This is a genomic window from Ilumatobacter nonamiensis YM16-303, assembly GCF_000350145.1.
GTDB classification, from domain to species: Bacteria; Actinomycetota; Acidimicrobiia; order Acidimicrobiales; family Ilumatobacteraceae; genus Ilumatobacter_A; species Ilumatobacter_A nonamiensis.
On record NZ_BAOL01000233.1, the window covers coordinates 1 to 13,708 of the forward strand.

A 13,708-nucleotide genomic window follows, 5' to 3' on the forward strand; every position below is an offset into this window, starting at 1 on the left:
CCCTCGACGGGAGTCCACCCCTCGACCTCGTCGCCCGGCAGGACGTACTCGTACTGCTGCGGAGGCGCTCCCGGGTGATCCGGTGGCGTCTGCTCCCAGAGCGCCTGCGTCGAGTTGTAGAGATTGTGTGGCGCAGAGCCGGGACCGCGGTAGTACCCGCGCCCCCCACGCGTCGCGTTCAGGTCGGTCAACGAGGAGTCGGCGATCAGCTGGGTCACTCCGGGGTTGCCACCGCTCCATGCGAACAGCGGCTGGTCGAACGACGTGAGCAGGTCGACGTCCTGCGATCGACCGGAACGGATCGGGCCGACCGGATCGGCGTCGTTCGTGTGGAAGATGGCGGCGAAGCGCGTGTCCTGATTCTCGACGATCTCCTCGAACACGATGTCGGCCAACGCGATGCCCGTGTGATTCTGGCGTGCGGACTCTTCGTTGTTGTCGATCTTGACGACGAGGGCGGGACGCGTGAGCAGTTCCTCCTCCGACTCGACCGGCATGCCGGTCAGTGGCTGTCGCAGAGGTTCCTCGACGGGCGCGATCGTCGTCGTCGTGGTCTCGGGCACCGTCGTCGTCGTGGTGGTCGTCGTGGTGGTCGTCGTGGTCGTGGTGGTCGTCTCGGCCATCGCGGCGTCGAACGGATCATCGGAGCCACCGCACGCAGCGGCCACCAGTGCGAGCGCGGTGATTCCCGCGGCGAGCTTGATCTTCATCAGAGTTCCCTCAACAGTGCGATGCGCTCTTCGAGCGGTGGGTGCGTGTCGAACAGCTTGTGGACGGATCCCAGCTTGCCGGCATCGCCGACACCGCTCAGGGGCTGTTCGATCCACAAGTGTGCCGTGGCCGTGGTCGCCGAGTGCGTCACTGTGACGTCTTTGTTCATCTTTTCGAGCGCGGCGATCAGGCCCGGTGGATACCGCGTGACCTGACACGCGCTCATGTCGGCCAGGGTTTCGCGACTCGGTGGGATCACGGTGCGCATCAGCCACCCGGTCAGCGGTGAGAACGCCAGCAGACCGAAGCCGATGTACGCGAGCGGATTGGAGCGTTCTCCCTGGTCACCGGCCCGCTCGACTCGACCGCCGTTCCACCATTTCTTCCTGATCAACACGTCGGCGAGCAGCGAGATCGGCGCGATCACCGTGACGGCGAGCGAGGCGACGAGCGTGTCGTGGTTCTTGACCTGGCTCAACTGTTGGGCGACGACCCCTTCGAGTTCGACGCGTTCCAGCGTCTCGAGCAGTCCCGAGGTCATCGCGATGGCGGCGTGATTCGGGCTGCGCCCGACGACGAAAGCGTTCGGTGCCGGGTCGTCGACGACGTGGACCGCCGGCTTCGGAAGACCTCCGGTGATGCACAGCCCGTCGACGACGTTGTGCAGGCGCGGCTGATCCGTCGCATCGACCGGTTCGGCGCGTCCGACGCGCAGCGCGATCGATTCGACCATGCGGAACGACACCGCCAGATACACGGCCGCCACGGCCACGAATGCGACGGCGACGACCAGGACCTCACCGGCTACCAGACCGACGAGCGCGCCGACCACTGCGGCGACGACGAGGAAACCGACCACGAGCGCGACGCTCCGACGCTTGTTCGAATTGACGATGTCGGACATCGGGTCAGGAACGACGCGCGTGACGGATCGGGCGGCTCCGGAGCACGTGCGCTCCTGGTGGCCGGACGTCGTCGGAGAGCAGAATCATGGGCGCAGTGTACGGGATCGACTCCGCGCCAGATCGTGATAGATCTCGACGTACCGGTCCGCCAACGCGGCCATCCCGAACTGCTCGGCACGCTCGCTTCCGGCCGCCCGGAGCCGGGCGGTCATGGTGGCGTCGGTGAGCGCTCGCTCGAGCACGGCGCCGAGCGCGGCCGCATCACCGGGCGCGCACAGCAGCGCGTCGACGTCGTCGGTCACCACGTTGCGGTAGCCGTCGAGTCCACTCGCGACCACGGTGGTACCGGCCGCCATCGCTTCGAGCAGTACGACGCCGAACGACTCTCCGCCGAGTGAGGGGGCGCAGAACACTTCGGCAGACCGCAGCCGTGCGAACTTCTCGTCGTCGGTGATCCGACCGAGCCATCGCACCCGCGGATCTCCGGCGGTCCGGGCGGTCAACCGCGCGGTGTCCGGGCCGGTGCTCGCGATCCACAACTCGGCGTCGACCCCGAGGTTGGTGAAGGCCTCGATGAGAACGTCGAGACCCTTGCGCTGCTCGTGTCGCCCACAGAAGAAGATCGCCGGAGGAGTACCGGGGGCGCGCGGAATCGGCTCGGTCTCGCGGATCTGACCGACCTCGACACCGTTGAACAGCACCTCGTACTCGCCGCCGAGGTGCGACTGGACGAGTTCGAGCGCGTCCTTGGAGACGACGACCTTGTGGTCGATCCGCTTGATCCACCCTTGCAGCCACGGTTTGATCAGCCGGTAGCTCGTCGAGCGCCCGGCAGCATGGAACGTTCCGACGGTCGGATAGCGGTGCGTGACCGTCGCGGTCAACGCGGGACCGGGAACCATCGGCTCGTGCAGGTGGACGACGTCGAACCGTTCCGACGTCAAGGCCTGGAGCGTCCGGAACATGGCCGGAGGGTCGGGCGCCAACGGGGCGATCGAGCCGTTCGCCGAGGTGGGCAGCGAACTGCCGAGCGGGGTGACGAAGCTCTCGGGCGGCGGTCCGTCGCACGGTCCGAGCACCCGCGCCTCGATGCCACGGGACCTGAGTTCCCGGGCGAGCCCGAGGACCTGCATCTGCACGCCTCCCGGCACGCTCAGGCTGTACGGGCAGATGATGCCGACACGCAAGGTCATGACGTGCGCGCGCGATCCTTCGACGCCAGCGCCGTATATCCCGGATCCGAAGGCCAGTTGGGTTGGAACAGATGCCACTGCGACGGCGCGCGGCGGATCAGGATCTCGAGTTCCTGGGCGAGGTCCTGGGTGATCCGGTGGACGTCGTCGCGCAGCTTCTTCTCCCGCCGATCGGGATACATCGGCGGCCGCACCCACCCGAGATGTGCGTCGACACGGTCGGTGAAGTACACCGCGGTCGGAAAGATCGGAGCGCCCGTTCGCAGCGACACGGTGGCCGCGCCGCCCGGCAGCGTGGTGGTCTCGCCGAAGAACTCGACCTCGGGGCCCGAGTGGCCGATGTCCCGGTCCGAGAGCAGGCAGACGATGTGGTTGTTGCGCAGGGCCGACACCACCGCTCCCCCGGCCTTCGGGCCGAGCGGCACGACGTGCATGCCGAGCTTCGAACGCAGATCGACGAACCAGTCGAAGAGTTCCGGCGGGTCGAGACGCTCGACCACGACCGTGATCTGGTGACCCTGATCGGCGATCCAGCGACCGGCCCACTCCCAGCCGCCGAGATGTGGAAGCGCCAGGATGGCACCGTTTCCGGCTCGGAGCGCCTCGACGATCTGCGGGTAGCCGTCGTCGGTGAAGCCCCGGTCGACCGCCCGCCGGGACATCGTCGGAAGCCGGAAGCTCTCGATCCAGTAGCGGGCGTAGAAGTCGAACGCCTGCTGGCTGGCACGCCGGAGTCGGAGGCCGCGGAGGGTCGGGTCGACGCGGCGCAGATGGCGCTCAATCATCTCGCGACGCTCGGGGCTGAAGAAGTTCGCGCTGGCACCGAACGGCACCGCGAGTCCCGAAGCGAGGGGCCCCGGGGTCAGTCGCGCCGCCAGCGCAGCCATCTTGTAGCCGTTGGTCGTGAGCGCGTCGGTCAGTTCCGGCATCAGGGTTGGCGGCGCGGGACCCGCGTCCGACGACGCTCGGTGCGCAGGACGCGACGACTGGCGCGCCGTGAGCGGCGCATCTCGATGCGCTCCTGAGTGACCGGAGCGACGGCAGCCTGCTTCCAGACCTTCCAGAACCGCTGGACCGCGGTGATCGTCGTGAGCACGAGCATGAGCCACAGGATCGGCACGAGGAGGGGGTTGATGATCAGCCCGATCAGGATTGCGATGATCCGTTCCGCGCGCTCCATCAGCCCGCCCTTGGCCTCGATCCCGAGCGATTCCGCCTTCGCGCGCTGGTAGCTGACGAGCGACGACACTCCGGCGATCGCGAACGGGAGGATCGGCATCGCGTCGCCGTAGTCCGGGTCGGTCGCGAGGTACCACGCGATCCCGCCGAGCAGGAACATGTCGGTCACCCGGTCGACGGTCGAGTCGAAGAACGCGCCGCGCTGGCTCGCCGCGTCGGTCGCCTTGGCCAGAGCGCCATCGAGCAGGTCGGGCAGCGCGGCGAGGACGACGAGGAATGCACCGAGCCAGAGGCGCCCGGATCCGATGGCGACACCCGCAGCGATGCCGACGAGGAGTCCGACGATCGTGAGGTGATCAGGGGTCAGTCCGGTGCGCCGGAGCGCGTTGCCGATCGGTTTGACGGCTTTGTCGACCGGTTTCCTGAAGGTGCCGTCGAACATCGTGACGAGGCTAGTCGGGGTTCGCTTCGACGAGTTGCTCCACGATCGAACCGTCGAGTGCGTCGACCAGTACGAGTCCGCGGTCCTTCGGGGGCTCCTCGGCGGAGTAGCAGAGGACGCGCCAGGTCGGACGACTGCGGAACCCGCGCCAGACCTGCTGAGCGGACGCGTGGCCGACCGCGAAGCCGACGGCTTGTTGCGCCTTGACCAGGGCTTCCTTCTCGTCGACGCTCATCCGCCACCCGGACGTGATCGAGAAGATGCCCGCGAACGCGAGGATTCCCGCTGCCAGGTACCAGCCGTCGTTGACGATCGGTGAGTCGGCGAACCCGAGGCGGATCGCCACGCAGATCGCCGCGACGACGAGGTAGATCACACCCGGCCAGCGGCGCCGGCTGTTGTCGGGGAACATGTACGCGCCGACGAATCCGGCCGGATTCAGATCGTCCGGCAGCTCGTCACGAATCTCGTCACTCATCGTCGAAAAGCCTAGGGCCATCGCGCACCGCCCCGACGCGCAAACGGCTCCGGTGAGATGTGAGACGGAGTGTCCGCCCAGATCCTCACCGGAACCGTTCGTGCTGTACTTCCGGTGAGATGTGAGACCACGTGTACGTCTCACAGCTCACCGTTCAGGGCCAGACCAGACCTCCGGGTCCGGCCTGCTCCCTGCGACCGGTTCGTCGGCGACGACCTTCTCGATCCGGATCGCGATCGGCGCCCTCCTCCTCGGTGCGGCATTCCTGCCGACCACGCGGCGCGCGTCACACGTGCCGATCCACTCGTGGGCGTTCGACCTCAGGTCGAGGTCGATGAACTGGGCCAGTGTCGCCGGAGGCGGGCGGCGCCGGCCGACAGCGATTCGGGGAGAGTCTGGGTGTTCGCGATCGACGACATGAAGTTCGAGTCGCCGGTCCACCGCGGGACCACGTGGACGTGGACGTGCGTCGGTACGGAACCGCCGGCGGGACGCCCGAGGTTGAGCCCGACGTTCAACCCGTCGGGCGTGTACGCCGACCGTACGGCGGCCACCGCGTCGGTGACCGTGCTCCACAACTCGGTCGTCTCGTCGGCGGTCAGGTCGGCGAGATCCGCGACCTCGCGGTACGGAAGCACGAGGAGATGTCCCGAGGTGTAGGGGTGCAGGTTCATGATCGCGAACACGAGTGGTCCGCGATGGACGATGTGGGTGGCCTCGTCGGACTTCCCACTGCCGAGGAGCTCGATGAACGGGCTCGTTTCGGCGACGCCCGGCTCATCGCCACCGGGACGTGCGGTGCCGTCGACGTAGTTGGCGCGCCAACCCGACCAGATCCGCTCGAGCATCAGGCCGACAGAGCTGCGGTCGCTTCGTTGTCGACCTCGGATCGGAATCGTTCGATGAAGGTCGAGAGCGCCACATCGCGCTCGACGTCCTCGGCGCCCTCCGGGACCAGATCGTGACGGAGATTCACACCGACGGTGTTCGCCGCGACATCGTCGTCGCCGACCACCAGGACGTACGGGATCTTCTCCATCTTCGCGGTGCGAATCCGCTTGCCGAGCCCGACGTCGGCCTTCACCCAGTCGACGCGGGCACCGATCGCTTCGAGTTCGGCCACGACCTGCTCCACGTGATCCTCGTGCGCCTCGGCGACCGGCAGAACGCGGACCTGGACCGGTGCGAGCCAGGTCGGGAAGGCGCCGGCATAGTGCTCGATGAGCACGCCGAAGAAGCGTTCGATCGAACCGAACAGAGCGCGGTGCAACATGATCGGCCGGTGTCGCTCGTTGTCGGCACCGACGTACTCCAACTCGAAGCGCTCGGGAAGCTGGAAGTCGGCCTGGATGGTCGACAGCTGCCACGAGCGTCCGATCGCGTCGCGCACGTCGATGTCGATCTTCGGACCGTAGAAGGCGGCGTCGCCCTCCTTGACCGCGTAGTCGAGACCGTGCGATTCGAGCGCGGCCTTCAACGCGGCGGTCGCCTCGTCCCAGATCTCGTCGGAGCCCACGTACTTGTCGGGATCCTTGGTCGACAGGTTGAAGGTGAAGTCCTCGAACCCGAACGCACGCAGTACCGACAGCACGAAGTCGAGGAGCGACGCGATCTCGTCCGCGAGTTGCTCCTTGGTGCAGTAGATGTGGCTGTCGTCCTGGGTGAACCCGCGGATCCGCAGCAGCCCGTGGAGGGTGCCGGCGCGCTCGTAGCGGTAGACGTTGCCGAGTTCGAACAGCCGGAGCGGCAGTTCCCGGTAGCTGCGCTGACTGCTCTTGAAAATCAGGCAGTGCATCGGGCAGTTCATCGGCTTCATGTAGTAGGTGCCGTTGTCCATCTCCATCGGCGGGTACATGCCGTCGGCGTACCATTGGAGGTGACCGGAGGTCTCGAACAGCTTCCCGTTCGCGAGGTGCGGGGTGTAGACGAACTCGTACCCGCCGGTCTCGTGGCGGAGGCGGCTGTAGTCCTCCATCAGCTTGCGGATGATCGCGCCCTTCGGGTGCCACACCGCGAGGCCACCGCCGAGTTCCTGCGGGAAGCTCAGCAGGTCGAGTTCGTTGGCCAGCTTGCGGTGGTCCCGCTTGGCCGCCTCCTCGAGTTGGTGCAGGTGTTCGGCGAGGGCCTGCTTCGACTCCCACGCTGTGCCGTAGATGCGCTGCAGCATGGTGCCGCTCTCGTTGCCGCGCCAGTGTGCACCCGCGACCTTCTGCAGCTTGAAGTGCTGGAGTCGACCGGTGGTCGGCACATGCGGGCCCACGCACATGTCGACGAACTCGTCGGTGTTGCGGTAGGCGCTGATCATCCCGTCGCCGGCGACCTCACCCGCGTCGAGATCGTCGCCACCGGCGGACTCGACACGTTCGATGATCTCGACCTTGTAGGGCTGGTCGGCGAACAACTTCTTGGCGTCGTCCATCGAGTGTTCGGAGCGAGTGAACGGCTGATTCGCCTTCACGATGTTCTTCATCTGCTTCTCGATCCGTGCCAGGTCGTCCTCCTGGAAGGTCTGGCCGTCGGGCAGGTCGAAGTCGTAGTAGAAGCCGTTCTCGATCGCGGGCCCGATCGAGAACTTCGCGCCCGGATAGAGCTGAGTGACCGCCTGCGCGAGGACGTGCGCGGTCGAGTGCCGCAGGACGTGGCGGCCCTCGTCGGTGTCGTTGGTGATGATCGAGACGACGTCGCCGTCGGCCAACTCGGCGGTCAGGTCGGTCTCGGCTCCGTTCACCGTCGCCGCCACGGCGGCCTTCTTCAGACCGGATCCGATGGACGCCGCGAGGTCGAGCGGGGTCGACGCAGCGGGCAGTTCGCGTTCGGATCCGTCGGGCAGTGCGACGTTGATCATTCCGGAGGTGTTCGACATGGTCCCACCAGGATACGGCGGGACCGATCCGCCCGAGGCGACGAGTTTCTGCCCGTCACCGATCCGAATCAGACGGCGGCGACGAGTTCGCGTTCGATGTCCACCGGCGCCGTGACCCGGCCGATCGGGGTCACGCTGGCGACGAGTTCGGTCGCAGCGGGTGCTTCGCCGGCGTAGTGGTCGGCGTACGGCTGTCCGGTCAGCTTCCCGACGGCTTGCATCACGTCGTCGGTCATCGCCCGCCAGCCGAGCGGCTCCGTGTCCGCACCCGCGTATCGCGCGGGGTCGATGGGCTCACCGACGGTGATCGAGCACGACCTTCCCAACTTGGGGATCGTCGCGCCGGGAGGCTGGATGGCGTCGGTCCCGAGGATCCCGACCGGGTAGATCGGGCAACCGACCGACATCGCCAGTCGAGCGGCGCCCGTCCGTCCCTTGTGCAGGAAACCGTCGCGGCTCCGCGAGCCCTCGGGGAACACCGTGAACAACTCGCCCCGCTCCAGAACCTCACGCGCTGCGTCGAGCGCCGACGCACACTTGTCCCCGCCCGACCGGTCGATCGGGATCATGCCCATCGCGGGGAACAGGAACTTCGTCTTCCAGGAATCCATGTACTCCGACTTGCCGATGAAGGAGACGTTGCGCGGGGCGGTGAACGTGAGGAACGCGGAATCGAGGAAACTGATGTGGTTCGGACACAGGATCGCAGGACCGACCGTCGGCAACTTCTCGTAGCCCGAGACGTCGATGTTCCACAGCCTCGTGACCGCGGGTTTGGCCACGCGACGGGTGTGTCGCTGGAGGTGTCCGGCGCCTGAGGTCGTGTCCATGTCGCGGACCGTAGACCTCGAATACCACCGGACGGTCATCACCCCGTGAACGCTGGATGAACCACACCGCTCAACGAGGCACGGGGAGCAGCCGAATCAGTTCAGCGGCACTCCGAGCAACTCGCTCGCCTCGAGCACACCGTCGTTCGCGGCCGCGGCGGCGTCGATGAGCGCGAACGCCCCAGGGGTGTCGAGATCGTCGTCGAGTCGTTCCCGCACGCCGTCCAGCAGCTCGAGATTCGACCGGGCATTCGCCTGCCACGACTCCAAACGCGCCTGATTCCGGGGCATCAGCTCGTCGTCCCACTCCCACTCGGTGCGGTAGTGATGTTCGACGATCCCGAGGCGGATCGCTCGCGGATCCCACGACTCGCGGAGCGCATCGACGAACACGAGGTTGCCGAGACTCTTCGACATCTTCTCGCCGTCCATCGAGATCAGGGCGGTGTGCATCCAGTGCTTGACGAACGTCTCCCCCGTCGCCGCCTCGGACTGGGCGCGTTCGCTCTCGTGGTGCGGGAAGATCAGGTCGGCACCGCCGCCGTGGAGGTCGATCGTCGTGCCCAACTCGCGCAGCGCGAGCGCGGAACACTCGATGTGCCAACCGGGGCGTCCCGCACCCCAGAGCGTGTCCCACGACGGTTCGTCGGGGGCCGACGGATGCCACAGCACGAAGTCGAGCTGGTTGCGCTTGTTCGGATCGTCGACGTTGCCGCCACGATCCTTGGCGAACGCGAGCATCTCCGCTTCGGAGTAGTTGCTCAGCGAGCCGAACGAGTCGAACTTCGAGACGTCGAAGTAGACCGAACCTCCCGACTCGTATGCGTACCCGCGGTCGATCACCATCCCGATGAATCCGCGGATGTCGGGAATCGCGGACGACGCGCGCGGCGTGCTCGCGACCGGGAGCACGTTGAGTGCCACCATGTCCCGTTCGAAGCGCGCCTCTTCGCTGGCGGCCAGGTCGAGGTAGTGGATGCCGAGTTCGCGCGCCTTGGCGAACAACGGGTCGTCGACATCGGTGACGTTGCGGACGCAGGTGACCGTGTGGCCCTTGTCGATCAGGTGACGCTGCAAGGTGTCGTAGGCGACGAAGGTGGCGGCGTGGCCGAGATGAGTGGCGTCGTACGGGGTGATCCCGCACGTGTACATGAGCACCTGCTCGTCCGGTTCGAAGGGGACGATGGCGCGGCGGGAGGTGTCGTAGAGCTGCATCGGGCTGGGCCAACCTCTAGGAGGCGTCGGAGATTCCCGTCAGCCGGGGAGCGACACGGGTCTTGTAGCGGACGTTCAGTTGCAGCAGGACGGCGGTGAACGCTTCGATCGCCGTCGCGTTCGACAACTGTCCGGCATCGAGCGGGCGACAGCCGGGGATTCCGTCGACCATGGCGCTGACCTCGCGGACCGCCTCGGGATCGTCGCCGCAGATGAGGACGTCGGAGTCGATCGGGTGGTCGATCTCGCCGAGCTCGGCTGCCGGCAGGTGGTGGAACGCGGCCACGAGTCGGCAACGCGGGACGGCGGCCTGGACGTGAGCGGCGACGCTCCCCCGCGGCGGGACGAGCGGTTGGAACTCCTTGTTCACACGGACGAGCGCGTTCGCCATCGAGATCACGATCTTGCCGTCGAGGAGGTCGGCGTTCTCCTGAGCGACGGCTGCGGCCCCGTCCCACGGTGTCGCGATGACGACGATGTCTGCATCGGAAGCTGCAGCGTTGTCGCCGCCGGCGAGGAGATCACCGATGTCGGGCCAACGTTCCGCGAGTTCGTCTCGGGTCGCCGACGCACGATCTGCAGATCGCGACCCGATGGTCACGCTGTGGCCGATGCTGGCGAGCCGTGCGGCCAGTCCGCTTCCCGCCGGGCCGGTTCCACCGAGGATCCCGATGCTCGCACGGCTGGTCGTCGCGTCGGTCGTCCGGTCGTTCACCGCCCCAGCGTGGCACATCGCACCCGGAGCGGCACAAGGCCGCTACGTTCGGCACCATGGGACTTCTCGACGGCAAGAAGATCGTGATCACCGGCGTCCTCACCGACGCCTCGCTCGCCTTCGGAGTCGCGCAACTCGCGCTCGACCAGGGTGCCGAGATCGTGCTCACGGGAGCCGGGCGCGCACTGCGGCTCACCGAGCGCACCGCCCGCAAGCTGAACGTGCCGGGCGATGGCGCCGTCGACGTGTTCGAACTCGACGTGACGATGCCCGAACACGGTGATGCAGTCCGCGCCGCGGTCGACGCGAAGTGGGGTCGGGTCGACGGCGTGCTCCACGCGATCGGCTTCGCACCCGAGGCGTGTCTCGGCGACGATTTCATGGCTGCCCAGTGGGACGACGTCGCCATTGCGATGCACATCTCGACCTATTCGCTCAAGATGTTGGCCGACACGTTCGTCCCGTTGATGGAGAACGGCGGAGCGTTCGTCGGCCTCGACTTCGACAACCAGCAGGCCTGGCCCGCGTACAACTGGATGGGCGTGGCGAAGTCGGCGTTGCAGTCGGTGAACCGCTACCTCGCCAAGGAACTCGGCCCGAAGGGAATCCGCTCCAACCTCGTGGCCGCGGGTCCGATCAAGACGATGGCCGCGAAGTCGATTCCCGGCTTCGCACTGTTCGAGGACACGTGGGACGACCGGGCACCGCTCGGTTGGGACGTCCAGGACTCCGAACCGGTGGCCCGCGCCGTGATCGCGTTGCTGTCCGACTGGTTCCCGGCGACGACTGGCGAGATCGTGCACGTCGACGGCGGGTACCACGCCATCGGGGCGTGACGTCGGGCCGTCGGACTAGTGTCGCGGCGATGAGCAACGTGCTCCCGTTCCCGTCGAATCGGCACCGGGACGAGCCGGATCGAAGTGACGAACCCCGGCCGGAGCCGCGGCTGCGCACCGTGATCGGCGAGGTGCTTCGAGACGAACGCCAGCAGCAGGAGCGCACGCTCGCCGACGTGGCGGAGAGCGCGGCGGTGTCGCTGCCGTATCTCTCCGAGGTGGAACGCGGGCGCAAGGAGGTGTCGTCCGACGTGCTCGGTGCGATCTGCGATGCACTCGATCTTCCGTTGGCCGACGTGCTCGACCGCTCGGCCGATCGGCTACGCGTCGACGGGCGGGCGCAGCGCGGTGGTGGCGTCCAACTCCTGGCTGCGTGACGACGTCGGTTCGGGAACCACATCGGCGACTCCGTAGCGCACCGCCTCCTCCCCCGACAGCACCAGCGCCCGTTCGGTGTCGGCCCGGACGCGTTCGATGTCGTGTCCGGTGTGGCGGGCAAGAATCGACTCGGCCTCGTGCCGGACTCGCGCCAGCTCGGCGGCTTCGAGCGCGAGGTCGCTCATCGATCCGCGGCTGAGTTCGCTGTGGGGCTGGTGCAGCAGGACCCGCGCGTGTTCCAGCACGGCGCGCTTGCCCGGCGCCCCGGCCGCCAGCAGGATCGCCGACGACGACGCAGCCTGGCCGACGCACAGCGTCGCCACGTCCGGAGCGATGTAGCGCATGGTGTCGTAGATCGCCATCATCGCCGTGAACGATCCGCCGGGCGAGTTGATGTAGAGCTGCACGTCCTGGCGGGGATGCACTGCGGCCAGGTGGAGCAGCTGCGCCACCACGACGTTCGCCACTCCGTCGTCGATCGGCGTGCCGATGAACACGATCCGGTCGGCCAGCAGCCGGCTGTACACGTCCGAGGCCCGTTCCCCCCGCGGCGTCGATTCGATCACCGTCGGAATCGTGTAGCTGCTCACGCCGCACCGCCGACGGCTACGACGCCGACGCGGCGCACCACTCGTCGCGGCAGGATCGCGTCGAGCGACTCGACGATGCGGTCGACGAAGCCGTACTCGAGCGCCTCCTCGGCGTCGAACCAGCGGTCCCGTCCGACGTCGTCGACGACCTGCTCGATCGGGCGTCCGGTGTGCCGGGCGATGATCGACCTCAGCCGGTCGAGCGTGGCCGCCAGGTTGGCCACTTGGATCTCGACGTCGGATGCCGAACCGCCGATCCCCGCCGACCCCTCGTGCATCAACACCTGGGCGTTCGACAGTGCGAATCGCTTCCCGGCGGCACCACCGCACAGGAGCACCTGGCCCATGCTCGCGGCGAACCCGACGGCGACGGTGACCACGTCGTTCGGGACGAGCTGCATCACGTCGTAGACGGCGAGCCCCGCGAGCACCGATCCGCCCGGCGAGTTGATGAACAGACAGATGTCCGATTCGGGGTCGTCCGCCGAGAGGGCGAGCAGTTGGGCGATGACGGAGTCGGCGGTTGCGTCGGTCACCTCGTCGGTGAGCATCACGATCCGGGCATCGAGCAGTCGTTCGCCGATCGGGCGATTCTGTGTCGGGTGCATGCGGGCAGCGTGACGGTGGCCGGGAGGGTTGCGACACATTTTCGCCGAGGGCAGAAGGCGGTTTCGCACCCTCGCGCCCACCGGTCGATCGGGCCTCCACTAGCTTTCGCCGTGTGGAGCACTACCCCGACGTCGACACGTATCTGGAGCACGCCGAAGGCTGGCCGGACGAGATCGCCGAGCTGCGCTCGATCCTGCTCGACTGCGGCCTCGACGAGGAGATCAAGTGGGGCAAGCCGTGCTACAGCGACGACGGACGCAACCTGGCGATCATGCAGGAGATGAAGAACTTCCTCGCACTGATGTTCTTCAAGGGCGCCCTGCTGGACGATCCCGACGAGGTCCTGCAGGCGCAGGGACCGAACTCCCGCTCCGCCCGCCGCATCGAGTTCACCTCGGTCGACGACGTGAACCGGCTCGCCGACACCGTTCGCCGGCTCGTCGCGGCTGCGATCGACGTCGAGGACGCGGGCATCGAAGTCGGCCCTCCGCCCGCACTCGAACCGGTCGAGGAGCTCCAGGAGCGGCTCGATCGAGACCCGGAGTTCCGCGCCGCCTTCGACGCGCTCACGCCCGGACGGCAGCGGGAGTACAACCTGTACTTCTCCGACGCCAAGCAGGCGACGACGCGACGGTCACGGATCGACAAGTACGCGCCGAAGATCCTCGACGGCAAGGGATTCCGCGACCGCTGAACTCGGCCCCGATCGGTGTCGCTCGAGGCATGACCGCCAACTCGTGAACAGTTCCGGCGCTCCGTGCGCG

Annotated in this window: 16 protein-coding genes; 3 read left to right on the top strand and 13 right to left on the bottom strand. The window is 67.3% G+C overall.

The genetic code is table 11. The features are described from left to right. The 11 genes from ON45_RS21860 to npdG form a co-directional block, all read right to left on the bottom strand. Window positions 1-710, bottom strand: a 710-nt coding sequence (locus tag ON45_RS21860) for a DUF3048 N-terminal domain-containing protein (protein WP_148288764.1), incomplete at its 3' end; no start/stop codon positions are given. Further along, window positions 710-1,615 carry a M48 family metallopeptidase gene (locus tag ON45_RS18165; RefSeq protein WP_040495790.1) on the bottom strand — a complete coding sequence of 302 codons (906 nt, stop codon included), beginning with the start codon at window positions 1,613-1,615 and terminating at the stop codon, window positions 710-712. The genes ON45_RS21860 and ON45_RS18165, both read right to left, overlap by 1 nt. Before the next feature lie 84 nt (window positions 1,616-1,699). Continuing rightward, window positions 1,700-2,809, bottom strand: coding sequence for a glycosyltransferase family 4 protein (locus ON45_RS18170; RefSeq protein WP_241432247.1), 1,110 nt, complete (start codon window positions 2,807-2,809; stop codon window positions 1,700-1,702). Further along, on the bottom strand, window positions 2,806-3,738 hold the full coding sequence (locus tag ON45_RS18175) for a phosphatidylinositol mannoside acyltransferase (RefSeq protein ID WP_051063341.1): 933 nt from the start codon (window positions 3,736-3,738) through the stop codon (window positions 2,806-2,808). The genes ON45_RS18170 and ON45_RS18175 overlap by 4 nt, the downstream gene beginning before the upstream one ends. After that, window positions 3,738-4,430, bottom strand: a complete 693-nt coding sequence (locus ON45_RS18180) for a CDP-alcohol phosphatidyltransferase family protein (RefSeq protein WP_051063342.1) — start codon at window positions 4,428-4,430, stop codon at window positions 3,738-3,740. Before ON45_RS18180 ends, ON45_RS18175 begins: the two co-directional genes overlap by 1 nt. Before the next feature lie 10 nt (window positions 4,431-4,440). Continuing rightward, the gene (locus ON45_RS18185) at window positions 4,441-4,908 is read right to left on the bottom strand and encodes a hypothetical protein (protein WP_040495794.1); all 468 of its coding nucleotides are present in this window, start codon (window positions 4,906-4,908) and stop codon (window positions 4,441-4,443) included. A gap of 320 nt (window positions 4,909-5,228) precedes the next feature. Continuing rightward, complete coding sequence (locus ON45_RS18190) at window positions 5,229-5,756, bottom strand: HIT family protein (RefSeq protein ID WP_051063343.1); 528 nt, start codon at window positions 5,754-5,756, stop codon at window positions 5,229-5,231. Next, the gene (gene thrS / locus ON45_RS18195; RefSeq protein ID WP_051063344.1) at window positions 5,756-7,771 is read right to left on the bottom strand and encodes a threonine--tRNA ligase; all 2,016 of its coding nucleotides are present in this window, start codon (window positions 7,769-7,771) and stop codon (window positions 5,756-5,758) included. The genes ON45_RS18190 and thrS overlap by 1 nt, the downstream gene beginning before the upstream one ends. Window positions 7,772-7,839: 68 nt before the next feature. Then, a complete protein-coding gene (locus tag ON45_RS18200; RefSeq protein WP_051063345.1) occupies window positions 7,840-8,601 on the bottom strand; it encodes a lysophospholipid acyltransferase family protein in 762 nt (253 codons plus the stop codon). A gap of 96 nt (window positions 8,602-8,697) precedes the next feature. Then, on the bottom strand, window positions 8,698-9,816 hold the full coding sequence (gene cysS / locus ON45_RS18205; protein WP_040495799.1) for a cysteine--tRNA ligase: 1,119 nt from the start codon (window positions 9,814-9,816) through the stop codon (window positions 8,698-8,700). Between the two features lie 16 nt (window positions 9,817-9,832). After that, entirely contained in the window at window positions 9,833-10,531 is a 699-nt protein-coding gene (gene npdG, locus ON45_RS18210) for an NADPH-dependent F420 reductase (RefSeq protein ID WP_040495821.1), read from the bottom strand. A 56-nt stretch (window positions 10,532-10,587) separates the two neighbouring features. On the opposite strand from npdG, the gene fabI reads away from it, so the two are divergent. After that, the gene (gene fabI, locus ON45_RS18215; protein WP_040495800.1) at window positions 10,588-11,367 is read left to right on the top strand and encodes an enoyl-ACP reductase FabI; all 780 of its coding nucleotides are present in this window, start codon (window positions 10,588-10,590) and stop codon (window positions 11,365-11,367) included. A gap of 29 nt (window positions 11,368-11,396) precedes the next feature. Beyond that, window positions 11,397-11,744 (top strand): helix-turn-helix domain-containing protein, encoded by a 348-nt coding sequence (locus tag ON45_RS18220; protein ID WP_083915144.1) that lies wholly within the window; start codon window positions 11,397-11,399, stop codon window positions 11,742-11,744. Here the strand turns inward: ON45_RS18220 and ON45_RS18225 are convergent. Then, on the bottom strand, window positions 11,688-12,335 hold the full coding sequence (locus tag ON45_RS18225) for a ClpP family protease (RefSeq protein WP_040495802.1): 648 nt from the start codon (window positions 12,333-12,335) through the stop codon (window positions 11,688-11,690). The two genes, ON45_RS18220 and ON45_RS18225, sit on opposite strands and share 57 nt — an antisense overlap. Continuing rightward, window positions 12,332-12,943 (bottom strand): ClpP family protease, encoded by a 612-nt coding sequence (locus tag ON45_RS18230; protein ID WP_040495804.1) that lies wholly within the window; start codon window positions 12,941-12,943, stop codon window positions 12,332-12,334. Before ON45_RS18230 ends, ON45_RS18225 begins: the two co-directional genes overlap by 4 nt. Before the next feature lie 113 nt (window positions 12,944-13,056). On the opposite strand from ON45_RS18230, the gene ON45_RS18235 reads away from it, so the two are divergent. Next, window positions 13,057-13,638 (top strand): YdeI/OmpD-associated family protein, encoded by a 582-nt coding sequence (locus tag ON45_RS18235; RefSeq protein WP_040495806.1) that lies wholly within the window; start codon window positions 13,057-13,059, stop codon window positions 13,636-13,638. Window positions 13,639-13,708 lie beyond the last annotated feature (70 nt).